The organism is Serratia sp. CoH_134_PS_4 (genome assembly GCF_058190535.1).
In genome coordinates, this window is record NZ_JBXWKI010000001.1 from 15263 (window position 1) to 38662 (window position 23400).

General features: G+C 56.5%; 25 protein-coding genes and 1 pseudogene. 20 read left to right on the forward strand and 6 right to left on the reverse strand.

The features are described 5' to 3' along the window. The first annotated feature begins 4 nt into the window (after positions 1-4). The 11 genes from cheA to AC2FCQ_RS00140 all read left to right on the forward strand — a co-directional run bounded on the left by cheA (position 5) and on the right by AC2FCQ_RS00140 (position 12994). A complete protein-coding gene (gene cheA / locus AC2FCQ_RS00090) occupies positions 5-1987 on the forward strand; it encodes a chemotaxis protein CheA (RefSeq protein ID WP_490308134.1) in 1983 nt (660 codons plus the stop codon). A 31-nt stretch (positions 1988-2018) separates the two neighbouring features. After that, positions 2019-2519 carry a chemotaxis protein CheW gene (gene cheW, locus AC2FCQ_RS00095; RefSeq protein ID WP_012145706.1) on the forward strand — a complete coding sequence of 167 codons (501 nt, stop codon included), beginning with the start codon at positions 2019-2021 and terminating at the stop codon, positions 2517-2519. Between the two features lie 211 nt (positions 2520-2730). After that, on the forward strand, positions 2731-4401 hold the full coding sequence (locus AC2FCQ_RS00100) for a methyl-accepting chemotaxis protein (protein WP_209635599.1): 1671 nt from the start codon (positions 2731-2733) through the stop codon (positions 4399-4401). Between the two features lie 85 nt (positions 4402-4486). Further along, positions 4487-6112, forward strand: a complete 1626-nt coding sequence (locus AC2FCQ_RS00105) for a methyl-accepting chemotaxis protein (protein ID WP_209635597.1) — start codon at positions 4487-4489, stop codon at positions 6110-6112. 28 nt (positions 6113-6140) lie between these two features. Then, positions 6141-7013, forward strand: a complete 873-nt coding sequence (gene cheR, locus AC2FCQ_RS00110) for a protein-glutamate O-methyltransferase CheR (RefSeq protein WP_037418939.1) — start codon at positions 6141-6143, stop codon at positions 7011-7013. Continuing rightward, entirely contained in the window at positions 7013-8062 is a 1050-nt protein-coding gene (locus tag AC2FCQ_RS00115) for a protein-glutamate methylesterase/protein-glutamine glutaminase (RefSeq protein ID WP_209635595.1), read from the forward strand. Before cheR ends, AC2FCQ_RS00115 begins: the two co-directional genes overlap by 1 nt. An 86-nt stretch (positions 8063-8148) precedes the next feature. Continuing rightward, complete coding sequence (cheY, locus tag AC2FCQ_RS00120) at positions 8149-8538, forward strand: chemotaxis response regulator CheY (protein WP_012145701.1); 390 nt, start codon at positions 8149-8151, stop codon at positions 8536-8538. 10 nt (positions 8539-8548) lie between these two features. Beyond that, complete coding sequence (cheZ, locus tag AC2FCQ_RS00125) at positions 8549-9193, forward strand: protein phosphatase CheZ (protein WP_037418947.1); 645 nt, start codon at positions 8549-8551, stop codon at positions 9191-9193. A gap of 174 nt (positions 9194-9367) precedes the next feature. Next, complete coding sequence (flhB, locus tag AC2FCQ_RS00130; RefSeq protein WP_209635593.1) at positions 9368-10519, forward strand: flagellar biosynthesis protein FlhB; 1152 nt, start codon at positions 9368-9370, stop codon at positions 10517-10519. Then, positions 10512-12590, forward strand: a complete 2079-nt coding sequence (gene flhA / locus AC2FCQ_RS00135) for a flagellar biosynthesis protein FlhA (protein WP_209635591.1) — start codon at positions 10512-10514, stop codon at positions 12588-12590. Before flhB ends, flhA begins: the two co-directional genes overlap by 8 nt. Next, positions 12590-12994, forward strand: coding sequence for a flagellar protein FlhE (locus tag AC2FCQ_RS00140; protein ID WP_490308135.1), 405 nt, complete (start codon positions 12590-12592; stop codon positions 12992-12994). Before flhA ends, AC2FCQ_RS00140 begins: the two co-directional genes overlap by 1 nt. Before the next feature lie 4 nt (positions 12995-12998). On the opposite strand, the gene AC2FCQ_RS00145 is transcribed toward AC2FCQ_RS00140, so the two are convergent. From AC2FCQ_RS00145 to flgA, 6 genes and pseudogenes are all read right to left on the reverse strand, one after another. Beyond that, positions 12999-13301, reverse strand: a complete 303-nt coding sequence (locus tag AC2FCQ_RS00145) for a helix-turn-helix domain-containing protein (RefSeq protein WP_490308136.1) — start codon at positions 13299-13301, stop codon at positions 12999-13001. Continuing rightward, positions 13282-13449 carry a hypothetical protein gene (locus AC2FCQ_RS00150; RefSeq protein WP_490308137.1) on the reverse strand — a complete coding sequence of 56 codons (168 nt, stop codon included), beginning with the start codon at positions 13447-13449 and terminating at the stop codon, positions 13282-13284. The genes AC2FCQ_RS00145 and AC2FCQ_RS00150 overlap by 20 nt, the downstream gene beginning before the upstream one ends. Before the next feature lie 20 nt (positions 13450-13469). After that, positions 13470-13778 (reverse strand): annotated as a pseudogene (locus AC2FCQ_RS00155) (type II toxin-antitoxin system RelE/ParE family toxin); the annotation flags it as partial. A 118-nt stretch (positions 13779-13896) separates the two neighbouring features. Next, on the reverse strand, positions 13897-14331 hold the full coding sequence (locus AC2FCQ_RS00160) for a flagella synthesis protein FlgN (RefSeq protein WP_490308138.1): 435 nt from the start codon (positions 14329-14331) through the stop codon (positions 13897-13899). Positions 14332-14387: 56 nt separating this feature from the next. After that, positions 14388-14714: a flagellar biosynthesis anti-sigma factor FlgM gene (gene flgM / locus AC2FCQ_RS00165; RefSeq protein WP_490308139.1), complete on the reverse strand. Its 327-nt coding sequence runs from the start codon at positions 14712-14714 to the stop codon at positions 14388-14390. Positions 14715-14904: 190 nt separating this feature from the next. Beyond that, positions 14905-15558 (reverse strand): flagellar basal body P-ring formation chaperone FlgA, encoded by a 654-nt coding sequence (flgA, locus tag AC2FCQ_RS00170; protein WP_490308140.1) that lies wholly within the window; start codon positions 15556-15558, stop codon positions 14905-14907. Between the two features lie 160 nt (positions 15559-15718). On the opposite strand from flgA, the gene flgB reads away from it, so the two are divergent. The 9 genes from flgB (at position 15719) to flgJ (ending at position 23159) form a co-directional block, all read left to right on the forward strand. Continuing rightward, complete coding sequence (gene flgB, locus AC2FCQ_RS00175; protein WP_209635578.1) at positions 15719-16126, forward strand: flagellar basal body rod protein FlgB; 408 nt, start codon at positions 15719-15721, stop codon at positions 16124-16126. Positions 16127-16137: 11 nt separating this feature from the next. After that, positions 16138-16542: a flagellar basal body rod protein FlgC gene (flgC, locus tag AC2FCQ_RS00180; protein ID WP_037418983.1), complete on the forward strand. Its 405-nt coding sequence runs from the start codon at positions 16138-16140 to the stop codon at positions 16540-16542. A gap of 12 nt (positions 16543-16554) precedes the next feature. After that, positions 16555-17232, forward strand: coding sequence for a flagellar hook assembly protein FlgD (gene flgD, locus AC2FCQ_RS00185; protein WP_209635576.1), 678 nt, complete (start codon positions 16555-16557; stop codon positions 17230-17232). Between the two features lie 176 nt (positions 17233-17408). Continuing rightward, positions 17409-18632 (forward strand): flagellar hook protein FlgE, encoded by a 1224-nt coding sequence (gene flgE / locus AC2FCQ_RS00190; RefSeq protein ID WP_209635574.1) that lies wholly within the window; start codon positions 17409-17411, stop codon positions 18630-18632. A gap of 12 nt (positions 18633-18644) precedes the next feature. Beyond that, a complete protein-coding gene (locus AC2FCQ_RS00195) occupies positions 18645-19400 on the forward strand; it encodes a flagellar basal body rod protein FlgF (protein WP_209635572.1) in 756 nt (251 codons plus the stop codon). Between the two features lie 18 nt (positions 19401-19418). Then, positions 19419-20201, forward strand: a complete 783-nt coding sequence (gene flgG / locus AC2FCQ_RS00200; RefSeq protein ID WP_020827517.1) for a flagellar basal-body rod protein FlgG — start codon at positions 19419-19421, stop codon at positions 20199-20201. A gap of 72 nt (positions 20202-20273) precedes the next feature. Next, positions 20274-20972 (forward strand): flagellar basal body L-ring protein FlgH, encoded by a 699-nt coding sequence (gene flgH, locus AC2FCQ_RS00205; protein WP_209636127.1) that lies wholly within the window; start codon positions 20274-20276, stop codon positions 20970-20972. 145 nt (positions 20973-21117) lie between these two features. Further along, entirely contained in the window at positions 21118-22218 is a 1101-nt protein-coding gene (locus AC2FCQ_RS00210) for a flagellar basal body P-ring protein FlgI (RefSeq protein ID WP_209635570.1), read from the forward strand. Then, on the forward strand, positions 22218-23159 hold the full coding sequence (flgJ, locus tag AC2FCQ_RS00215; RefSeq protein WP_209635568.1) for a flagellar assembly peptidoglycan hydrolase FlgJ: 942 nt from the start codon (positions 22218-22220) through the stop codon (positions 23157-23159). The genes AC2FCQ_RS00210 and flgJ overlap by 1 nt, the downstream gene beginning before the upstream one ends. The last annotated feature ends 241 nt before the right edge of the window (positions 23160-23400 follow it).

A 23400-nucleotide genomic window follows, 5' to 3' on the forward strand; every position in this document is an offset into this window, starting at 1 on the left:
CCCCGTGAGCATGGATATTAGTGCGTTTTATCAGACTTTTTTTGATGAAGCAGACGAGTTGCTGGCCGACATGGAGCAACATCTGCTGGAGCTCGATCCCTTGGCTCCGGACATTGAGCCGCTGAATGCCATTTTCCGTGCGGCACATTCGATCAAGGGCGGCGCAGCCACCTTTGGTTTCTCGGTGCTGCAGGAAACGACTCACCTGTTGGAGAACTTGCTGGACGGTGCGCGGCGTCAGGAAATGAGCCTGAGTACCGAAATTATCAACCTGTTTCTGGAAACCAAAGACATTATGCAGGAGCAACTGGACGCCTACAAAACGTCGCAAAAGCCGGATGCCGACAGCTTTGAATATATTTGCCAGGCACTGCGGCAGCTTGCATTAGACGCACAGCAGCAGGATGCTCCCGCTGCACAACCTGTCACAGAACATGCCGTTGTTGCGCCTGAGGCGATCGAAGGCGGGATGCGCGTTTGCTTGTGCGGCCTGAAGCCGAATGAAGTCCCGCTGATGCTCGAAGAGCTGGGGAATCTGGGCGAGGTGAAGAACCCGCACCAAACAGACAACAGCCTGGAAGTCACGTTACTGACTTCCGCCAGTGAAGACGACATCAGTGCGGTGCTGTGTTTTGTGCTGGAACCGGAGCAAATCAGCTTCTCCACGCCGCCGCAGGCCGAACCGTCGCCCGTTGTCTCGCCGCAGCCGGAGCCTGTCGTCGCAGCAGCCCCGCCAGTGCCTGCCGCCAAACCGGCACCGGCGATGGCTGATGCGCCTAAATCGCGCGCCAAGGCCAGCGAATCGACCAGTATCCGCGTCGCGGTAGAAAAAGTGGATCAGTTGATCAACCTGGTGGGCGAACTGGTGATCACCCAGTCCATGCTGGCGCAGCGTTCTGGTAGCCTGGACCCGGTGAATCACGGCGATCTGCTGAACAGCATGAGCCAGTTGGAGCGCAATGCGCGCGATCTGCAAGAGTCGGTGATGTCGATCCGCATGATGCCGATGGAGTACGTGTTTAGCCGTTTCCCTCGCTTGGTTCGCGATCTGGCCAGCAAGCTGAACAAGCAGGTAGAGCTGCAATTGCAGGGCAGTTCTACCGAACTGGACAAAAGCCTGATCGAACGCATTATCGATCCGTTAACGCACCTGGTTCGCAACAGTTTGGATCACGGTATTGAAGACCCGGAAACGCGTGTTGCGGCGGGTAAGTCGGCAGTGGGTAATCTGATCCTGTCGGCAGAACATCAGGGCGGCAATATCTGCATTGAAGTCACTGATGACGGCGCGGGCCTGAATCGTGAGAAAATTCTCGCCAAAGCGGCATCGCAAGGTATTGCGGTCAGCGACAGCATGAGCGATGAAGACGTCGGTATGCTGATCTTCGCACCAGGCTTCTCCACCGCCGAACAAGTGACTGACGTGTCCGGTCGTGGTGTCGGCATGGACGTGGTTAAGCGAAATATTCAGGAAATGGGTGGCCATGTAGAAATCCACTCTCAGGCAGGCAAGGGCACGGCTATCCGTATTTTGCTGCCGCTGACGCTGGCTATCCTCGATGGGATGTCGGTCAAGGTAAACAATGAAGTGTTCATTCTGCCTCTCAATGCCGTGATGGAATCACTGCAGCCACAGGCCGAAGATCTGCATCCGTTGGCCGGCGGAGAGCGGGTGTTGCAGGTACGTGGCGAATACCTGCCGTTGGTAGAACTCTTCCGGGTATTTGAGGTTGAGGGCGCCAAAACCGACGCGACCCAAGGCATTGTCGTTATCCTGCAAAGCGCTGGCCGTCGCTATGCGCTGTTGGTGGATCAACTGATCGGCCAGCACCAGGTCGTGGTCAAGAATCTGGAAAGCAACTATCGCAAAGTGCCGGGGATTTCCGCCGCCACTATTCTCGGTGACGGCAGTGTGGCGTTGATCGTCGATGTCTCGGCGTTGCAAACGCTGAACCGCGAACAGCGTCAGACGGACGCAGCTGCATAATAATTAATCTATTGATTTAAAGGTGAATGACATGGCAGGACTGGCAACCGTCAGCAAACTGGCTGGCGAAACGGTAGGGCAAGAGTTCCTGATTTTTACCTTGGGCAATGAGGAATATGGCATTGATATCCTCAAGGTGCAGGAAATCCGCGGTTACGATCAGGTTACGCGTATTGCCAATACGCCGGCGTTTATCAAAGGCGTGACTAATTTGCGTGGCGTGATTGTGCCGATTATCGATCTGCGCGTGAAGTTTGCTCAGCAGGACGTGTCCTATGATGAAAACACCGTCGTGATCGTACTGAACTTTGGTCAGCGCGTGGTGGGTATTGTGGTTGACGGTGTGTCTGACGTGCTGTCGTTAACGACCGAACAGATCCGCCCAGCACCTGAGTTCGCCGTTACGCTGGCTACCGAATACCTGACTGGCCTGGGCTCATTGGGCGATCGTATGCTGATTCTGGTGGATATCGAAAAGCTGCTGAGCAGCGAAGAGATGTCCTTGGTCGACAGCGTAGCGAAAAGCGCCTGACTCGCGGATGATTATACCCGTAGGGGCGCCGCATGCTGCGCCCTGAATTTCGACGCTCGATAATGGTTCCACATACAAACGTTGCATACCACGCTCTGAACCCTACCAAAAATAGTTACCTCCCCGCATAAAGTTATTCCCCGTCGCGCCGATAACTCTGTCAATCAACGTAATCAGGGCCTGTCCGCGCGGGCGTTCAACAAGGGAAAACATGTTTAATCGTATGAAGGTGGTCACCAGCCTGTTACTGGTGCTGGTGTTATTTGGCGCCTTGCAGCTGGTTTCAGGCGGGCTATTTTTCTCCTCACTGAAGAATGATAAAGAAAACTTCACCGTATTGCAGACCATTCGTCAGCAACAGTCAGAGCTGAACGAAAGTTGGGTCAACCTGCTGCAGGCACGTAACACCCTGAACCGTGCCGGTATCCGCCACATGATGGATACCAATAACATTGGCAGCGGTGCCACCGTTGCCGAGTTACTGGCACGGGCCAAGAGTAACCTGGTCGTCGCGGAGCAACACTATGCCGCCTATGACAAAATTCCTCTCAACGCCCGCCAGGACGCGCAAGCAGCCGAAAAACTCAAGCAGCAATACGGCATTTTGCACGGTGCACTCACCGAACTGACCGTATTGCTGGGTGAGGGCAAGATCAACGCCTTCTTTGACCAGCCGACGCAAAGCTATCAGGACGCCTTTGAGGATATCTACAACACCTATCTGGCTCAGAACGACAAGCTTTACCAGAGCGCAGTGGAAGACAGCAATAACTCCTTCAGTTTCGCCATCTGGACATTGGTGGTTGTGCTGGCGGTCGTGTTGGCAGTCATTGTGCTGGTGTGGAGCGGTATTCACCACATTCTGGTACGCCCGCTGAACCGCATGATCGAACACATCAAGATGATCGCCGCCGGCGATTTGACCCAGCAGATCGCCGTGACCAGCCGCAATGAAATGGGCGTGTTGGCCGCCAGCCTCAAGCACATGCAAAGCGAACTGATCGAGACCGTCAGCGGTGTACGCCAGGGGGCCGACGCTATTTATAGTGGCGCATCCGAAATTGCCGCCGGCAACAACGATCTCTCTTCACGCACCGAACAGCAGGCCGCCTCACTGGAAGAAACCGCTGCCAGCATGGAGCAGTTGACCGCAACGGTGAAACAGAACGCCGAGAACGCCCGCCAGGCCAGCCAACTGGCATTGAGCGCGTCCGAAACCGCGCAGAAAGGCGGGAAAGTGGTCGCCAATGTGGTGCAGACCATGCATGACATCGCCGGTAGTTCGCAGAAAATCGCTGATATTACAGGCGTGATCGACGGCATTGCCTTCCAAACCAACATTCTGGCATTGAACGCCGCGGTAGAAGCGGCACGTGCCGGTGAGCAGGGCCGTGGTTTTGCGGTCGTGGCTGGCGAAGTGCGCAATCTGGCGCAGCGCAGCGCACAGGCGGCGAAGGAAATCAAAGGCCTGATTGAAGACTCTGTCAACCGTGTTGATATGGGATCGGTACTGGTGGAAAGCGCCGGTGAAACCATGGGCGACATCGTGAATGCGGTCACTCGTGTTACCGACATCATGGGTGAGATTGCATCGGCATCCGATGAACAAAGCCGTGGTATCGATCAGGTGGGCCAGGCCGTGGCTGAAATGGATCGCGTCACACAACAGAACGCCTCGTTGGTGGAAGAGTCCGCCTCGGCAGCCGCGGCACTGGAAGAACAGGCCAGCATGTTGACGCAGTCAGTGGCGGTATTCCGCCTTAAAGCGGCAGGCCAGGACGAGTTCAAAATGCCCGTCACGAGCAAGGCAGCAGTAGCACCGGTACTCAATCATAAAAAAATGAACGCCAGCGATCCGCAGGATAACTGGGAAACGTTCTAACCGGCATTTGGGCCTCCTTCCGTCTCTGGGGGAGGCCTATTCCCCGTCGTAAGCTGGCCATCGGCCGGCTGCAAGGAGGTTCACAGTGTTTAACCGAATCCGCGTCTCTACCAGTCTGTTTCTGTTGTTGATGACTTTTTGTGTTATGCAGTTGGCCACCAGCGGCTTGTCGTATACCGCTTTCCGTTCCGATAACCATAATCTGAACCTGATCACCCTCGGTAGCCAGCAGCGCGACGCCCTTAGCTTAAGCTGGGTGTCGTTACTGCAGGCACGCAACACGCTGAACCGCGCCGGTACCCGTTCAGCGCTCAAGTTGCCGCAAGATCAGGTGAATTCACTGATGGGCAATGCGCGCAGTTCGTTGCAGAAAGCAGACCTCTATTTTAACCAGTTCCTGGCGGTGCCGCGTAATAGCGAACAGGAACAACAACTGACAGAAACCACCAAGGCAAGCTATGACCGGCTGCGCAGCGCGCTGCGGGAGCTGATCACCTTCCTGGAGAACGATAATTTGCAGGCGTTTATGGATCAGCCGACGCAGAAAACCCAGGATCTGTTTGAAGCTGACTTTGTTCAGTATCTGCAGCTGGTGAACGCGAATGTCAGCGAAGCCAATGCGTCGAATCAACGCTCGTTCACCCTGTCGGGCTGGTTTGTGGCGGGTGCCGTGCTGATGTTGGTCGTGGTTACCGGCAGCGCCATGTGGTGGTTACGTAACATGCTGGTGCAGCCGCTGAATATTATGCGCAGCCATTTTGATCGCATTGCCGCCGGTGACTTGGCCACGCCGATCCAGGTGTATGGGCGTAATGAGATCAGCCAATTATTCGCCAGCCTGCAACGGATGCAACAATCGCTGATTGGCACTGTGGGTGCGGTGCGCGACGGTGCCGAGTCGATCCTGATTGGCTTGCAGGAAATCTCTGAGGGGAACAACGATCTTTCTTCACGCACTGAACAGCAAGCCGCTTCGCTGGAAGAAACCGCTGCCAGCATGGAGCAGCTGACCGCCACGGTGAAACAAAACGCCGATAACGCACGTCAGGCCTCACAGTTGGCACGGGATGCGTCAACGACCGCAGCCAAGGGCGGTGAACTGGCGGGCGATGTGGTGACCACGATGCACGACATCGCCAACAGTTCTCAGAAGATTGGCGCCATTACCAGCGTTATCGACGGCATTGCCTTCCAGACCAATATTCTGGCGTTGAATGCAGCGGTAGAGGCAGCACGTGCCGGTGAGCAGGGCCGTGGTTTTGCCGTGGTCGCCGGAGAAGTGCGCAACCTGGCACAGCGTAGTGCACAGGCGGCGAAAGAAATTAAAGGCCTGATCGACGAGTCAGTCAGCCGTGTTAAGCAAGGCTCAGTACTGGTGGAAAATTCCGGTGCCACCATGCAGGACATCGTGCGTTCGGTCACCCGGGTTACCGACATCATGGGCGAGATCGCTTCCGCGTCAGACGAACAAAGCCGCGGCATCGAACAGGTGACTCAGGCGGTAACCCAGATGGATCAGGTGACTCAACAGAACGCCGCATTGGTGGAAGAAGCGGCTTCGGCGGCGACTGCACTGGAAGATCAGGCAATTACTCTGGCTGACGCAGTATCGGTGTTCCGCTTGGCGGACGATAACTTCGCTGCCCCTGTTAACGCGAAAGACGCCGTTTCACCCGTGGTAAAGGAAGCCTCAGATTGTCAAACCGCATAAGCAGCCCGTTTTTTCTAAGTGAGATGGTATGAAACCGGCACCGTCGATTCCTCATCGTGACCCTGCGACATTACTGACGCAGATGGTGCAACGTTTGCCGTTGCTGGACGTGCATTTTCGGCGTATCAGCCAGCTGATTTATCAGCGTGCCGGCATTGTGTTGGCGGAGCACAAACGAGAGATGGTTTACAACCGTTTGGTGCGTCGCCTGCGTTTATTGGGCCTGAATGACTTTGGCGACTATCTGGCATTGCTGGAAAGCGACCCAAACAGTGCCGAATGGCAGGCATTTATCAATGCGTTGACCACCAACCTGACGGCCTTTTTCCGCGAAGCGCACCACTTCCCCATTCTGGCGGAGCATGCGCGTCAGCGGCCAAACGGCTATAGCGTGTGGAGTACTGCGGCATCGACGGGGGAAGAGCCCTATTCGATTGCGATCACCCTGAGTGATGTGCTGGGGCAACGTGCCACTGGATGCCAGGTATGGGCCAGTGACATTGATACCCAGGTATTGGAAAAGGCCGAAGCGGGGGTATATCGACAGGAAGATTTGCGCACCCTGACGCCGACGCAGATGCAGCGTTACTTTTTGCGCGGCACCGGCCCGCATCAGGGACTGGTACGGGTACGACCTGAACTGGCGGGGCGCGTGAACTTCCAGTCACTCAACCTGTTGGCCCCCGAGTGGGCGCTGCCGGGCCAGTTTGACGCGATTTTCTGCCGCAACGTGATGATCTATTTCGATAAGGCGACACAAGAGCGCATTCTGCGCCGCTTTGTACCCTTGCTTAAACCGGGGGGCCTGATGTTTGCCGGTCACTCCGAGAACTTTAGCCAGATCAGCCGGGATTTCTACTTGCGTGGGCAGACCGTGTATGGCCTGACCAAGGAGAGGTAATGAATAAAATCAGAGTATTGTGCGTAGACGATTCGGCACTTATGCGGCAGTTGATGACCGAGATTGTCAACGGTCATTCCGACATGGAGATGGTAGCCAGTGCTCCCGATCCACTGGTTGCTCGCGATCTGATCAAAAAGTTTAATCCACAGGTGCTGACGCTGGACGTCGAAATGCCGCGTATGGATGGGCTCGATTTCCTTGAAAAACTGATGCGGCTGCGCCCGATGCCGGTGGTGATGGTGTCTTCGTTGACCGGTAAAGGTTCGGAAATTACCTTGCGGGCGCTGGAGCTGGGGGCGGTTGATTTCGTGACGAAACCGCAGCTGGGTATTCGCGAAGGCATGCTGGCTTACAGCGAACTGATTGCCGAAAAAATCCGCACGGCGGCCAAGGCGCGGTTACCACAGCGCTCTAACAGCCCGGCACCGGCGATCCTCAGTCATGCTCCCTTGCTCAGCAGCGAAAAGTTAATCGCCATTGGGGCTTCTACCGGGGGAACGGAAGCCATCCGTCAGGTACTGCAACCGCTGCCGGCGACCAGCCCTGCGTTGCTGATCACTCAGCATATGCCACCGGGCTTTACCCGTTCATTTGCCGAACGGTTGAACAAGCTTTGTCAGATCACGGTGAAAGAAGCCGAAGACGGCGAACGCGTGCTGCCGGGTCATGCTTATATCGCGCCGGGTGACCGGCATATGGAGCTATCGCGCAGCGGGGCCAACTACCAGGTGAAGCTGCACGACGGCCCGGCGGTGAATCGCCATCGGCCATCGGTGGACGTGCTATTCCGCTCGGTGGCGCAGTATGCAGGGCGTAATGCGGTGGGGGTGATCCTGACCGGTATGGGTAATGACGGTGCGGCAGGGATGCTGGAAATGCACCGTGCCGGTGCCTATACGCTGGCACAGAACGAAGCCAGTTGCGTGGTCTTCGGAATGCCGCGTGAGGCAATTGCCTCGGGCGGGGTTAATGAAGTGGTGGAACTGGATCGCATGAGTCAGCGCATGCTGGCGCAGATTGCCGGTGGCCAAGCGCTGCGTATTTGATTTTATGCCCTTATTGATAGGGCTATCGCTAATGGCTGCCGTGAGGTGGCTATTGTTTGGAATAATTTAAAAGGTTAGGAATAAAAATGGCAGACAAGAGCCTCAAGTTTCTGGTGGTGGATGACTTTTCCACTATGCGTCGTATCGTCAGAAACTTGTTGAAAGAGTTAGGATTCAACAATGTAGAAGAAGCCGAAGACGGTGCGGATGCGCTGAACAAACTGCGTGCCGGCGATTTCGATTTTGTGGTTTCCGACTGGAACATGCCCAACATGGACGGTCTGGAATTACTGCAAACTATTCGTGCTGACGGTGCGTTGGCGAGTATGCCGGTGCTGATGGTGACGGCAGAAGCCAAAAAAGAAAACATTATCGCGGCGGCTCAGGCTGGCGCCAGCGGTTACGTGGTGAAACCTTTTACGGCGGCAACGCTGGAAGAAAAGCTCAATAAGATCTTTGAAAAACTGGGCATGTAAGGAGAGGGCGATGAGAGACATTCCAATGCCTGCCAGCGATGCGGCAACCGCGGGGGAGATAATCTCCCGCATTGGCCAACTGACACGCATGTTGCGTGACAGCATGCGCGAACTGGGGCTCGATCAGGCGATCGCCCAGGCGGCAGAGGCAATCCCGGATGCACGCGATCGTCTTGATTACGTGGTCACCATGACGGCGCAGGCGGCGGAACGGGCGTTGAACTGCGTTGAGGCGGCTCAGCCGCGTCAGGCGGAGCTGGAGTCAGAGGCTAAAGCCTTAAAGGGCCGCTGGGACGACTGGTTTGCCGATCCCATTGAGTTGGACGACGCACGCGAGTTGGTGACCGACACCCGTCAGTACCTGGAACAGGTGCCAGAGCATACGGCGTTCACTAATGCCCAGTTGCTGGAAATCATGATGGCGCAGGATTTCCAGGATCTGACCGGTCAGGTGATCAAACGCATGATGGACGTGGTGCAGGAGATTGAAAAGCAGCTGTTGATGGTGCTGATGGAAAATATTCCAGAACAGCCGGCGAAAGAGAAAAAGCCGAACGACAGCCTGCTCAATGGCCCGCAGCTCGACCAAAACGGTGCCGGCGTCATTGCCAACCAGGCGCAAGTCGACGATCTGCTCGATAGCCTCGGTTTCTAACGCGCTCAGGGACGCGGCCTGGCTGCGTCCCTGATGTTTTCAGCGACAGGATATGGCCCACTTACCTTCATCCCTCAAATAACCCGTCTTTTTCCCCGCTGTTCCGCCAATGAAATCGGCATTTTTTTGGCATGCTGACCGCAATTTTATTCCCCCCGCACAGGAAGCGCGCCCGTGGCCGAAGACAGCGATCTGGAAAAGAGCGAGGCCCCCACGCCCCACAGGGTGGAGAAGGCGCGCGAAGATGGCCAGATCCCACGCTCACGTGAACTGACATCCGTCCTGATGCTGGTGGCAGGGCTGTCGATCATCTGGGTCTCCGGCGGCAACATGGCGCAACAGCTGGCGGCAATGTTGACGCAGGGCCTGAATTTCGATCACGGCATGGTCAGCAACGACAGGCAGATGTTGCACCAATTGGGCATGCTATTGCGGCAGGCGGTGTGGGCGCTATTACCGATCATGGCGGGGCTGACGCTGGTGGCGCTCACGGCTCCTATGCTGCTGGGCGGCGTGCTGCTAAGCGGTAAATCACTCAAATTTGATTTAAAGCGCATGAACCCGCTGTCGGGGTTGAAACGGATCTTTTCCAGCCAGGTGCTGGCGGAGCTGCTGAAGGGCATCCTGAAGGCGACGTTGGTCGGGTGGATCACCGGTTTATTCTTGTGGCACAACTGGGCAGCGATGCTGCATCTGGTGACGCAACAACCGCTCGATGCATTGGGTAACGCGCTGCACATGATCATCTTTTGCGGCCTGTTGGTTGTGCTTGGGCTGACGCCAATGGTGGCGTTCGATGTGTTTTATCAGCTGTGGAGCCACTTCAAAAAGCTGAAGATGACCAAGCAGGACATCCGTGACGAGTTCAAGGAACAAGAGGGTGATCCGCACGTCAAAGGGCGCATCCGTCAGCAGCAGCGTGCCATCGCTCGCCGACGCATGATGGCGGACGTGCCCAAGGCTGACGTCATCGTCACTAACCCGACGCATTACGCTGTCGCATTGCAGTACAACGACAAAAAGATGAGCGCGCCGAAAGTGCTGGCCAAGGGGGCCGGCGAGATTGCACTGCGCATCCGCGAACTGGGTGCGGAGCACCGCATCCCTATGCTGGAAGCGCCGCCGTTAGCGCGTGCATTGTATCGGCACAGCGAGATTGGACAACACATTCCCGCTACCTTGTATGCCGCCGTGGCCGAAGTTCTGGCCTGGGTTTACCAGCTAAGACGCTGGCGGCGTGAAGGGGGATTGATCCCGAAAAAACCTGAACGTTTACCGGTGCCGGAAGCACTGGATTTTGCTGGAGAAAGTAACTCTGATGGCTAATTTAGCCGCCTTGCTTCGTTTGCCGGGCAGTTTTAAAGATACGCAGTGGCAGGTGCTGGCCGGCCCAATACTGATTCTGATGATCCTGTCGATGATGGTGTTGCCGTTGCCGGCATTTATCCTCGATCTGCTGTTCACCTTCAATATTGCCTTGTCGATCATGGTGCTGCTGGTGGCGATGTTCACCCAGCGTACGCTGGAATTCGCCGCATTCCCCACCATATTGCTGTTCTCGACCTTATTGCGCCTGTCGCTGAACGTCGCCTCGACACGAATCATCCTGATGGAAGGGCACACCGGCTCAGCCGCTGCCGGTCGCGTGGTGGAGGCCTTTGGTCACTTCCTGGTCGGCGGCAACTTCGCCATCGGTATTGTGGTGTTTATCATTTTGGTGTTAATCAACTTTATGGTTATCACCAAGGGTGCCGGGCGTATTGCCGAAGTGGGCGCACGCTTTGTGCTGGACGGCATGCCGGGTAAGCAGATGGCGATCGACGCCGATCTCAACGCAGGGTTGATCGGTGAAGAGGATGCGAAAAAGCGGCGTTCTGAAGTCACACAGGAAGCTGATTTCTACGGCTCGATGGACGGCGCCAGTAAATTTGTGCGTGGCGACGCGGTAGCCGGTTTAATGATCATGGTGTTGAACGTGGTCGGTGGCCTGTTGGTCGGCGTACTTCAGCACGGGATGGAGCTGGGCACTGCAGCAGAAACTTACACCTTGCTGACTATCGGTGACGGCCTGGTTGCGCAGATCCCCGCATTGGTTATCTCCACTGCCGCGGGTGTTATCGTCACCCGTGTGGCCACCGATCAGGACGTTGGCGAGCAGATGGTTGGCCAACTGTTCAACAATCCACGCGTCATGTTACTCAGTGCGGCTGTGCTGGGTTTGCTGGGGCTGGTCCCGGGAATGCCGAACCTGGTCTTCCTGCTGTTCACCGCAGGCCTGTTAGGGCTAGCCTGGTGGCTGCGCGGGCGCGATCAGCAAGCGCCGAAGGTGCAAGACGTGCCGGTAGCGCAGGACAATCCGCAGGCGGTGGAAGCCAGTTGGTCAGACGTACAGTTGGAAGATCCTTTGGGTATGGAGGTCGGTTACCGCCTGATCCCGATGGTGGATTTCCAGCAGAACGGCGAGCTGCTCGGCCGTATCCGCGGTATCCGTAAAAAGTTTGCCCAGGAAATGGGGTACCTGCCGCCGGTCGTGCATATACGCGATAACCTGGAATTGCCCCCTGCGAGCTACCGTATCCTGATGAAAGGGGTCGAAATAGGCAGTGGTGAAGCGCAGCCGGGACGTTGGTTGGCCATCAACCCAGGCAACGCCGTGGGTGAGCTGGCCGGAGACAAAACCACCGATCCTGCCTTTGGCCTGGAAGCCGTATGGATTGACAGTGCGCTGCGCGAACAGGCGCAGATCCAGGGCTTTACCGTGGTTGAGGCCAGTACCGTGGTAGCCACCCACCTTAATCATTTGATTGGTCAGTTCGCCAGCGAGCTGTTTGGTCGACAGGAAACGCAGCAACTGTTGGATCGTGTCGCCCAGGATATCCCTAAACTGACCGAAGATTTTGTGCCCGGTGTGGTGTCGCTGACTACGTTGCATAAGGTGTTGCAGAACCTGCTGGCTGAACGGGTTTCGATCCGCGATATGCGTACCATTATTGAAACCCTGGCGGAGCATGCGCCGTCGCAAACCGATCCTTATGAGTTGACGACCGTGGTACGCGTTGCATTGGGACGGGCGATAACCCAGCAGTGGTTCCCGGGCAACGGTGAAATTCAGGTTATTGGTTTGGATACTCAACTTGAGCGCTTGTTATTGCAGGCGCTGCAGGGCGGTGGAGGGCTCGAGCCGGGGCTGGCAGATCGTTTACTGGAACAGGCCAGGCAGGCGCTCCAGCGACAGGAAATGCTCAGTGCCCCGCCGGTACTGTTGGTGAACCACGCACTGCGGGCGCTGCTGGCACGCTTCCTGCGCCGTAGCCTGCCGCAGATTGTGGTGCTGTCAAATCTGGAAATTAATGACGATCGACAAATCCGTATGACGTCCACGATAGGGGCAGCTTAATGAAACGGCTTTTGGCGCTGATTTGCCTGCTGGCGCCGTTGAGCGTACAGGCGATATCCGGTTCCTGGGTGGCCGACAGTGTCGGCGCCACGCTGGAATACGGGGGTGAGCGGGGGGAATCGCCAGGGCTACGTGCGCCTAATGCGTTACCGGACGGGAATGCGCGTATCACCAGCGTCAGTTGGCGCTACCAACTGCTGGCTGGCGAACCGGCGGGCATGCAAGCACAGCTCTGCACCTTAACCCGCTGTATTGTGCTGGGCGGCGGCAGCGGTAGCAGCAGCGGGTTACAGGGCGAACCGGCCAACGCCGAGCTGCGCTTTGTTTATTACGTGCAGGCGCGCGGTAGCCTAAACCCGCCACTGCGCGTGATTAGCAATCAGGTGATTGTTAATTACGAATGACGGATTAGGCAAGGATTGCCAGCCCGTTGTGTTCGACCAGCGAAAGTAGCTTCATTGCGGCGGAATTTGGAACAGCTTCACCGCGCTCCCATTTTTGCACCGCTTTTTTGCTGACGTTCAGGTGCAAGGCAAACACCGGTTGACTGACGTTTTCGCGCTCGCGCAGGGCGCGGATGTTGGCAGCGGTGTACTGTTTTACCGGGCGTAAACACAGCATGTTGAAGGTTCGCATAGTGACATCGTCAACAAAACCCGACTGATGCAGTTCCTGAACCTCTTGGTGGATCTCAGCAAGGATTTTGCTCATAGGTCAGTCTCCTCAACTTCTTGTCATTAACCAACGGATAAAGCCTGAAGGGCGAGAAATCCAGATAGAGTGCAGCCAGACACTGCAACCCGGCGAGCTCATCATTAGCGATATTGTTCTTTTCATTTTTTTGGCAAACCCCCCGCATGAAAAACAGGCGATCTTCCTCCCGAAAAGCGATAAGCACTCGGTAACCGCCGCGTTCCCCCCCCCGGCTCTGGCAACGCGTTTTTTATACACGCAACTGCCCAAATTGGCATCGTACAGTTTGTTTTGTATTTCACGAGCGGCCTTAATCACCGTAGCGTCGCTGATACGTTCATGAGCGGCGAATGCCTGAAACGTTTTGGTGAGATAAATATCGGCCATCCATCCTCCCTGTGAAATTATACCCTTTAAGGGTATAGATAAAGTAATTTGAAAACCAACACAGGGTGAGGGAAGGCGTTGAGAAGGTAAAAGTCCAAATGCCGGCATTGCGCAGCACTCTGCAAATAAAAAGCGGCTAATAAGATAGGGTGAGAATAAGAGTGCGAGTGCGATCGCAATGAAGCAGAGCACCCGGTTGAAGGGCAACCGGGTGGCATCTCGTAAGTCAAACGCCGATTTTTCGGCCTAGCAGGCTGGTGTTACGTGACTGGCCATCCGGGCCGTAAAGCGATTTATTTTGCTTGCCGAGGATCGCCAACGCCTGGGTGTTGTGATCGATCTGCTGATTGAGCAACATGCCGTTATGCTGGTTTTTATCGCGCAGCTGTTGGCTGAGCCTCTGTACGTGTTGCCATGCCTCTGCCAGGGGCGGATATGCAGAATAAGGGGCCTGCTGCCCTTGTGCACTTTCCTGGCGTAGCCGTTGCTGTTCCAAATAGTTTACCGTGGCCAATAACTGGCTCTTCGCGTCGGTCGCGCGCTGCAACGCTACACCCGGTAATTGGCCTGAGCAGAGCAAATCATGTTCTTCCGTCAGCACTGTATCCAGCGCATTCAGGGTTTCCAGCAGCTTATTGATCAATTGCGCCAGATTATCCATTGCAAATAGTCACCTTTCAAAGAGTCCCTGAGTCTTAATCTGGCGGCAATGCCCGATTAAGACTCTGGCGTTGGGCTGCCGTTTGACATCCACTGCGCGTCGTTTTGCACGTCTTGCAGCAGCGCATCGGCAATTTTGCCCGCATCCATTTTCAGCTCGCCGTTACGGATCGCCTGTTTAATGGCATCCACTCGGTTCATATCAATATCTTGCGTGCCCGGTTGCATTAATCGCGCTTGCGCGTCGCTCAATTTAACCTGGGTGCCGCTGACGGTGCTTTCTGTCTGTGCGGCCTTGCGCGGCTGAAGTGGATTTTCAGCTGGCGTTTCACGCGGTTGCACCGTCGGAACGGGGTGCAGCCGTTGGGTGCGATCGATACTCATGGTCAATCTCCATCGTTGCCGTCGCCGCGCAGGCAATGGCTGATATTTTTTTGCGGCCCTGGCGGCCAATAAAATACTGCTTATGTTTTTCTTATCGGCAGGTTTTAAGAAACCTTTATACCCGTCATGCTTGAAGTTGCATCTTTGTTGACTGCATTGAGACAACGTCCATTATCTTGGGGAGACATTTTTATAATGTGATGCGGATAGTGCCGTCGTCACCGGCAATACCACTGACAATTTGCCCGGAAGCCATGCGAACGCGGATGCTGTCTTCAGCGGCAGCATTGTTCATCGCCTTGCCCGAACCCGTGATATTAAATCCGCTTCCTTGTGCCGTCACCTGAACTGACTGACCGGCCTTGATCACCCAGGCCCGACGTAACATCGCGAAGGTCAGCGGTTGGCCAGGGCTGATATTCCGCAGGCTGATGGCCCCGAGGGCCTTGCCGGGTTCGCTCAATGTCCGTGGGGGTAGTGTGTCGAGCCGCCCACTTTTCAGCGTGATGTCCGCCGCCGTAAGCTGGCGACCTGCACTGATGCCGCGCGCCGACACCAGGTATTTCCCGATCACCTGAACCTGCGTCTGGATAAAACGCCGTTCCTGCCCACAGCGCGCCGAGACGCTGATATTACCCCATCGGCGCGCACTCTGCGGCAGAGAAAGCTGTGGAAATTCGCACTGTGGCCACTGGGATGGCGGCGTACGCACCAGCACCTTGACCTGCACCGGACTGCCACTGAACTGGCTGCTGATGAAGCGATCGATCTGCACCGCCAGATCGTCGGCGTGCGCGTTCATGCTGAACATCAGCAGGGCAAACAGCCGCATTTTACCTTTCATCATCGTTTCCTCAATAGCCATCAGGGTGCGCGTAAGTGTACCCGGACTGCGCGCAGGCTAAGCAGATAAATAGCGACGCATTTTGCTCTTATTCCCACGATAGGCTGGCGGAAGGGACGTTTATGCTGTCGGCTCCAAATTCTAACCTCGCGGAGGGAGCATGATCGACAAACTGGACGCTGCTCTGCGCTTTGGTCAAGAGGCGCTGAACCTGCGCGCCCAGCGGCAGGAAATTCTGGCCGCCAACATCGCCAACGCAGACACACCGGGCTATCAGGCGCGGGATATCGATTTCGCCAGCCAACTGAATAAGGTGCTGGAACAGGGCCGCGTCAGCGGCAGTGGTATTGCGCTGAATATGACGTCCGCACGCCACATCCCGGCGCAGAACATGCAGCCACCGCAACTCGATCTGCTGTTCCGCGTACCGGATCAACCGTCGATGGACGGCAATACGGTGGACATGGATCGTGAGCGCACCAATTTCGCCGATAACAGCCTGAAATATCAGACCGATCTGACGTTAATTAACGGTCAGATCAAAGGGATGATGTCGGTGCTGCAATAAGGATAAGGTTCATGTCATTACTGAATATATTTGATATCTCAGGCTCTGCGCTGTCCGCACAGTCGCAGCGCATGAACGTCAGTGCCAGCAACATGGCCAACGCCGACAGTGTGACCGGCCCGGACGGTCAACCCTACCGTGCCAAACAGGTCGTGTTCGAAGTGGCGGCCGCACCTGGGCAGCCAACGGGCGGTGTGCGAGTGGCACAAGTGGTGGATGACCCCGCACCGGAGCGCATGGTGTATCAGCCCGGTAATCCGCTGGCCGATGCCAAGGGTTACGTACGTATGCCGAACGTCGACGTGGTAGGCGAGATGGTCAACACCATTTCTGCCTCCCGGAGCTATCAGGCCAACGTCGAGGTGCTTAACACCACCAAGTCGATGATGATGAAAACCCTGACGTTGGGTCAATAACCGGAGACCACCATGGCTATTGCCGCAACGACGAATGAAACGCTGGATAACACCGTTATCGGGGCTAACAGCAAAACCACCAACAGCCAGGATCTGAACAACAGCTTCTTGACACTGCTGGTGGCGCAGCTGAAGAACCAGGATCCCACCAACCCGATGCAGAACAATGAACTGACCAGCCAGTTGGCACAGATCAATACCGTTCAGGGCATCGAGAAACTTAACACCACACTGGGGTCGATCTCCGGGCAGATCAACAGCAATCAGTCTCTGCAGGCCACTGCGTTGATCGGCCATGGCGTGATGGTCCCCGGCAGCAACATTCTGGCCGGCAGCAAAGAGGGCAAGGTCAGCACCACGCCATTTGGCGTTGAGTTGGAACGTGCCGCAGACCAGGTCACCGCGACCATCACCAATGCTAACGGACAAGTGGTACGTACCATTGAGATCGGCGGTCTGACCGCCGGCGTGCATTCGTTCACATGGGATGGCTCGTTGGATGACGGCAGTGCCGCGCCCGACGGTGCCTACAAAGTGGCGATCAACGCCAAGGGCAATGGCGAACAGCTGGTGGCCCGCAGCCTGCATTTTGGCATGGTCAACGGCGTAATCCGCGATGGCAACGGCGCCAAGCTGGATCTTGGTCTGGCAGGTAGCGCCACACTGGAAGATGTTCGACAGATCTTATAGCACAACAATGTATTTCACTCGGTTATACCCAAAATAATTCGGGTCGCAGGGGCGGCCACTGAACGATTCCCGATGCGCTTCCTCAGGTAGCCGATTCGGGTGAGTCAAGGCGGTCTGCACACCTGCAGCTTGAAGTATGACGGGTATGGATGCCTAAACACTATTCGGAGAATAACATGGCCTTTTCTCAGGCAGTAAGCGGCTTAAACGCGGCAGCAACCAACCTGGACGTGATTGGTAACAACATCGCCAACTCTGCCACTTCCGGCTTTAAATCTGGCAGCGTTTCTTTTGCCGACATGTTTGCTGGGTCGCAGGTTGGGCTGGGCGTTAAGGTGTCCGGTATCACCCAGAACTTTAAGGGTGGCACCACCACCGGTACGAGCCGTGCGCTGGACGTGGCCATCACCGGCAACGGTTTCTTCCGCATGCAGGACAAGGATGGCGGTATCTTCTACACCCGCAACGGCCAGTTCAAACTGGATGAAAACCGTAACCTGACCAACATGCAAGGTCTGCAACTGACGGGCTACCCGGCAGCCGGTACGCCACCGACCATTCAGCAGGGCGCTAACCCGGTGCCGCTGAGCATTCCTGAAGGCATGATGAACGCCAAGGCTTCTTCCTCTGGCTCTATGGTGGCTAACCTGAAGTCCACGCATAAAGTGCCGGAAAACAAAACGTTCGATCCGACCAAGCAGGACTCCTACAACTACGTCAACACCATCACCGCTTATGATTCACTCGGCAATGCACACAACATCAATGCTTACTTTGTGAAGACCGACGATAACAAGTGGCAGGTCTATACCCAGGACGGCAGCGAGAAACCGGTGGATGCAGGGACGATGCAGTTCAGCACCAGCGGTAATCTGGTCAGCACCACCAGCACCCAGGGTGCCGTGGGTGATTTCAGCATGTTGATCCCGATGGGCAGCAAAGACGGTGCCCCGGCGCAGAACTTCACGCTGAGTTTTGCCGGCAGTATGCAACAGAACGTTAGCAGCGACTCGGTGAGCAAAGTCTCGCAGGACGGCTACGCGGCAGGTGAATACACCAACTTCCAGATTAACAACGACGGTACGGTCGTGGGGATCTACTCCAACCAGCAGACGCAGGTACTGGGGCAGATCGTGATGGCTAACTTCTCCAACCCGGAAGGCCTGGCTTCTCAGGGCGATAACGTGTGGCAAGAAACCGGCGCGTCAGGTCAACCGCGCGTGGGTCTGGCAGGCGGCGGTGGGCTTGGCAAATTGGCCAGCGGTGCGCTGGAGTCGTCCAACGTCGATCTTAGCCAGGAGCTGGTGAATATGATTGTTGCCCAGCGCAACTATCAGTCGAATGCTCAGACCATCAAGACGCAGGACTCCATCCTGCAAACGCTGGTTAGCCTGCGCTAATAGGATTGAGTTATGGATCACGCGATTTATACCGCGATGGGTGCGGCACGGCAGACGCTGGACCAGCAGGCGGTCACCGCCAATAACTTGGCCAACGCCTCGACGCCGGGTTTTCGTGCCCAGTTGTCGGCGCTGCGCGCGGTGCCGGTAGACGGCCCGAGCCTGGCGACGCGTACATTGGTAACGGCTTCCACACCGGGTGCTGACATGAGCCAAGGGGCGCTGAACTACACCGCGCGTCCGCTGGACGTTGCGCTGCAGCAGGACGGTTTTTTGGCCGTAAGCCTGCCGGACGGCAGTGAAGCCTACACCCGTAACGGCAATATTCAGATCTCCCCCACCGGGCAACTGACGGTGCAGGGCGTGCCCCTGATGGGCGACGGCGGGCCGATCGAGGTACCGCCATCGGCGGAGATCACTATCGCCGCAGACGGCACTATCTCTGCGCTGAACGCGGGCGACCCGCCGAACAGCATCGCTCAGATCGGCCGACTGAAACTGGTGAAGGCCGATGCGCGTGAAGTGACGCGCGGCGATGACGGCCTGTTTCGTTTGACGCCGGAAACCCAGCAGCAGCGTGGCAATCAGTTGCCGAACGACCCGCTGGTGCAGGTGATGCCGGGCGTGCTGGAAGGCAGTAACGTCAAACCGATGGAAACCATGGTCGATATGATCGCCAACGCCCGTCGTTTTGAGATGCAGATGAAGGTCATCCACAGCGTGGATGAAAATGAACAGCGCGCCAACTCGTTGTTATCAATGAGTTAATAAGCAAGGAAATAACCCATGATCCCATCTTTATGGATTGCCAAAACCGGTCTGGATGCGCAGCAGACCAATATGGACGTGATTGCCAACAACCTGGCTAACGTCAGTACCAACGGCTTTAAGCGTCAGCGCGCGGTGTTCGAAGATCTGCTGTACCAGACCATGCGTCAACCGGGGGCACAGTCCTCCGAGCAGACGACGTTACCGTCCGGGTTGCAGATCGGTACCGGCGTTCGTCCGGTGGCGACCGAACGTCTGCACAGCCAGGGCAACCTGTCGCAGACCAACAACAGCAAGGACATCGCCATCAAGGGGCAGGGTTTTTTCCAGGTGATGATGCCGGACGGCACCCTGGCTTATACCCGTGATGGTTCGTTCCAGAGAGATCAGAACGGACAATTGGTGACGGCCAGTGGCTTCCAGGTGCAACCGGCGATCACCATTCCGGCCAATGCCTTGAGTATTACCGTAGGCCGTGACGGTATCGTCAGCGCCACCCTGCAAGGGCAAACCGCTGCCCAGCAGGTAGGCCAACTGACACTGACCACCTTTATCAATGACAGCGGCCTGGAAAGCATGGGCGAGAACCTGTATCAGGAAACCGAAAGTTCCGGTGCGCCGAACGAGAGCACGCCCGGATTAAACGGTGCCGGTCTGCTGTATCAGGGGTACGTGGAAACCTCTAACGTCAACGTGGCGGAAGAGTTGGTCAATATGATCCAGACCCAGCGTGCCTATGAGATCAACAGCAAAGCGGTATCGACTTCCGATCAGATGCTGCAAAAACTGACGCAACTGTAATTGACGGGCGCTGTTGCGCCCGTAACCCTATTTTGTGAAACAAAGGCGATACCCGTGGTAACCACATATCTGATGGAAAAGCAGCCGCAAGGAAAACGCTGGCTGGCGGCAATGGCGATGCTGACGCTGAGCGGCTGCGCTTACATTCCACATAAACCCCTGGTGGACGGTGCTACCACGGCGCAGCCAGCACCGGCGGGTGCGCCCGTGCCGAACGGCTCTATTTTCCAGACGGTGCAGCCGATGAACTACGGTTATCAGCCACTGTTTGAAGACCGTCGTCCGCGCAACATCGGCGATACCTTGACCATCGTGCTGCAAGAAAACGTCAGTGCCAGCAAAAGCTCCTCCGCCAACGCCAGTCGCAACGGCGCCAGCAAATTCGGCGTTGCCACATCACCGCGTTATCTGGACGGCCTGCTGGGCAACGCGCGTGCCGATATGGATATTTCCGGCGACAGCACCTTTGGTGGCAAGGGCGGGGCCAACGCCAATAATACCTTCAGCGGTACCATTACCGTGACGGTCAACCAGGTCTTGGTCAACGGCAATCTGCACGTGGTAGGGGAAAAACAGATCGCCATCAATCAGGGCACCGAGTTCATTCGTTTTTCCGGGGTGGTCAACCCGCGTACGATCAGCGGCAGTAACTCGGTTACCTCCACCCAGGTGGCGGACGCACGTATTGAATACGTCGGCAACGGCTATATCAACGAGGCGCAGACCATGGGCTGGTTGCAGCGCTTCTTCTTAAATGTCTCTCCGTTTTGAGTACAGGCTATTTTACGTGCCATTTTGAGGTTGGGCAGTGCTCGGGGCCGTCACGTACCGCGTGTAAGCTCCGCTCCCTGCGTGCTGTCAGCCCTCAAACAACCTGCGACAATAACGCCTTGTGGCTAAGGTGAATGAGGTTCCAATGTTAAAGAAATTTCTAATGGTGCTGGTGATGGGCGCGCTGAGCCTGCCGGCCGCGGCGGAGCGCATTCGCGATCTGGTTACGGTGCAGGGGGTACGTGATAACGCCCTGATTGGTTACGGGTTGGTGGTAGGGCTGGACGGATCTGGCGACCAGACCATGCAGACACCGTTCACGACCCAGAGCCTGAGCAACATGCTGTCGCAACTGGGTATCACCGTGCCGCCGGGCACCAATATGCAGTTGAAAAATGTGGCGGCCGTTATGGTCACCGCCAAGCTGCCGCCGTTTTCACGTACGGGTCAGAATATTGACGTGGTGGTGTCCTCAATGGGCAACGCCAAAAGCCTGCGTGGCGGCACCTTACTGATGACGCCGCTGAAAGGGGTGGATAATCAGGTCTACGCATTGGCGCAGGGCAACGTGCTGGTCGGGGGGGCAGGCGCGTCGGCCGGTGGGAGCAGCGTGCAAGTCAACCAACTGGCGGGTGGCCGCATCAGCAATGGCGCGACCATTGAACGAGAGCTGCCGACCACCTTCGGTGCCGGTGGCGTGATTAACCTGCAACTGAATGATGAAGACTTTACGCTGGCGCAGCAAATCAGCGACGCCATCAACCGCCAGCGTGGGGGCGGGACGGCTTCACCGCTGGATGCCCGTACGATCCAGGTGCTGGTGCCGCAGGGCAACAGCTCACAAGTCCGCTTCCTGGCCGAAATCCAGAACATTAGCGTCAGCGTGGGGGCGATTGACGCCAAGGTGATCATCAACTCACGAACCGGTTCTGTCGTAATGAACCGCGACGTAATCCTGGATTCTTGTGCCGTCGCGCAGGGCAACTTGTCAGTGGTGGTCGATCGACAAAATACCGTCAGCCAGCCAACGACGCCGTTTGGCGGCGGGCAGACGGTAGTGACGCCAAATACCCAGATCTCCGTGCAACAGCAGGGGGGCTCGCTGCAAAAGGTGAATGCCAGCGCTAATTTGAACAACGTGATCCGTGCGCTGAATGCGCTGGGTGCGACACCGAACGATTTGATGTCGATCCTGCAGGCGATGCAAAGTGCCGGTTGTTTACGCGCCAAGCTGGAAATCATCTGATGGCTGGGGATTTGATGGCGATGTCGGGCGCGGCCTATGACGCCCAGACGCTAAACGGCTTGAAGCGTGATGCGGCGGCGGATCCGCAAGGCAACCTGAAACAGGTGGCGCAGCAGGTTGAAGGCATGTTCGTGCAGATGATGCTAAAGAGCATGCGCGCCGCGCTCCCGCAGGATGGCGCGCTAAGCAGCGATCAAACGCGGCTGTATACCTCAATGTACGACCAGCAGATTGCCCAGCAGATGTCGCAGAAAGGCCTGGGGCTGGCCGACATGATGGTCAAGCAGATGGGCAATGCCAATGCTGTGCCGAGTGAAACCGCAGGCCTGTCGCCGATGGCGTTGGACAACGAGGTGCTGCAAGCGCTGCCAAATCAGGCACTGGAGCAGATGATCCGCCGTGCGGTGCCGAAGGCCCCCTCGGCGGCACCAATGACGCTCAATAACGGCAACTTTGTTGCTCGACTGTCTATCCCGGCGCGGGTCGCCAGTCAGCAGAGCGGTATTCCGCATCAGCTGATTGTCGCGCAGGCCGCGCTGGAATCAGGCTGGGGGCAACGCGAGATCCCGACCGCAGAAGGGGCACCGAGTTATAACCTGTTCGGCATCAAGGCAGGCGGGAGTTGGGACGGTCCGGTGACCGAAATCACCACGACCGAGTTTGAACAAGGGGCAGCGAAGAAGATTAAGGCGAAATTCCGCGTTTACGGGTCTTACGTCGAGGCGATGGCCGACTACGTCAAACTGCTGACGAATAATCCGCGCTACGCCGACGTTGCCAATGCCCGCAGTCCTGAACAGGCGGCGCATGCATTGCAACGGGCCGGGTATGCCACCGATCCTCAATACGCCAACAAGTTGGTCAGTGTGATTCAGCAAATGAAAAACACGGGTGAGCAGGTGATAAAAGCCTATACCCATGACTTGAAGGACCTGTTCTAAACCCCCTTCATTCCTGACGCCACAACGGTGTGGGGTGAAGGTGCTATTCGGCCCATTCGTGGGCCTTACTCCTGACGGACCAGTGCAGGCCGGTGGGTCACCCTGTTTGGGGCTGCCTTGTTGCCACGCGCATTATTGGGGGATTTGCGAAAGTTATGAATCATGAATAAAGGCCAGCAATTCCCTATCAAGTTTCCCCGTTTTTTGCCGATAACCGAGACAGGCTGAGTGAACAAACTCA

Excerpts from the sequence above, each read along its gene's own strand:
- flgC (WP_037418983.1), top strand. The coding sequence starts at position 16,138 with ATGTCATTACTGAATATATTTGATATCTCAGGCTCTGCGCTGTCCGCA.
- flgA (WP_490308140.1), bottom strand. The coding sequence starts at position 15,558 with ATGAAAGGTAAAATGCGGCTGTTTGCCCTGCTGATGTTCAGCATGAAC.
- flgH (WP_209636127.1), top strand. The coding sequence starts at position 20,274 with ATGGAAAAGCAGCCGCAAGGAAAACGCTGGCTGGCGGCAATGGCGATG.
- AC2FCQ_RS00100 (WP_209635599.1), top strand. The coding sequence starts at position 2,731 with ATGTTTAATCGTATGAAGGTGGTCACCAGCCTGTTACTGGTGCTGGTG.
- flhA (WP_209635591.1), top strand. The coding sequence starts at position 10,512 with ATGGCTAATTTAGCCGCCTTGCTTCGTTTGCCGGGCAGTTTTAAAGAT.
- flgB (WP_209635578.1), top strand. The coding sequence starts at position 15,719 with ATGATCGACAAACTGGACGCTGCTCTGCGCTTTGGTCAAGAGGCGCTG.
- flgM (WP_490308139.1), bottom strand. The coding sequence starts at position 14,714 with ATGAGTATCGATCGCACCCAACGGCTGCACCCCGTTCCGACGGTGCAA.
- flgJ (WP_209635568.1), top strand. The coding sequence starts at position 22,218 with ATGGCTGGGGATTTGATGGCGATGTCGGGCGCGGCCTATGACGCCCAG.
- AC2FCQ_RS00195 (WP_209635572.1), top strand. The coding sequence starts at position 18,645 with ATGGATCACGCGATTTATACCGCGATGGGTGCGGCACGGCAGACGCTG.
- AC2FCQ_RS00140 (WP_490308135.1), top strand. The coding sequence starts at position 12,590 with ATGAAACGGCTTTTGGCGCTGATTTGCCTGCTGGCGCCGTTGAGCGTA.
- cheW (WP_012145706.1), top strand. The coding sequence starts at position 2,019 with ATGGCAGGACTGGCAACCGTCAGCAAACTGGCTGGCGAAACGGTAGGG.
- AC2FCQ_RS00150 (WP_490308137.1), bottom strand. The coding sequence starts at position 13,449 with ATGCGGGGGGTTTGCCAAAAAAATGAAAAGAACAATATCGCTAATGAT.
- AC2FCQ_RS00145 (WP_490308136.1), bottom strand. The coding sequence starts at position 13,301 with ATGAGCAAAATCCTTGCTGAGATCCACCAAGAGGTTCAGGAACTGCAT.
- flgD (WP_209635576.1), top strand. The coding sequence starts at position 16,555 with ATGGCTATTGCCGCAACGACGAATGAAACGCTGGATAACACCGTTATC.
- cheZ (WP_037418947.1), top strand. The coding sequence starts at position 8,549 with ATGAGAGACATTCCAATGCCTGCCAGCGATGCGGCAACCGCGGGGGAG.
- cheR (WP_037418939.1), top strand. The coding sequence starts at position 6,141 with ATGAAACCGGCACCGTCGATTCCTCATCGTGACCCTGCGACATTACTG.
- AC2FCQ_RS00160 (WP_490308138.1), bottom strand. The coding sequence starts at position 14,331 with ATGGATAATCTGGCGCAATTGATCAATAAGCTGCTGGAAACCCTGAAT.
- AC2FCQ_RS00115 (WP_209635595.1), top strand. The coding sequence starts at position 7,013 with ATGAATAAAATCAGAGTATTGTGCGTAGACGATTCGGCACTTATGCGG.
- cheY (WP_012145701.1), top strand. The coding sequence starts at position 8,149 with ATGGCAGACAAGAGCCTCAAGTTTCTGGTGGTGGATGACTTTTCCACT.
- flgE (WP_209635574.1), top strand. The coding sequence starts at position 17,409 with ATGGCCTTTTCTCAGGCAGTAAGCGGCTTAAACGCGGCAGCAACCAAC.
- AC2FCQ_RS00210 (WP_209635570.1), top strand. The coding sequence starts at position 21,118 with ATGTTAAAGAAATTTCTAATGGTGCTGGTGATGGGCGCGCTGAGCCTG.
- flgG (WP_020827517.1), top strand. The coding sequence starts at position 19,419 with ATGATCCCATCTTTATGGATTGCCAAAACCGGTCTGGATGCGCAGCAG.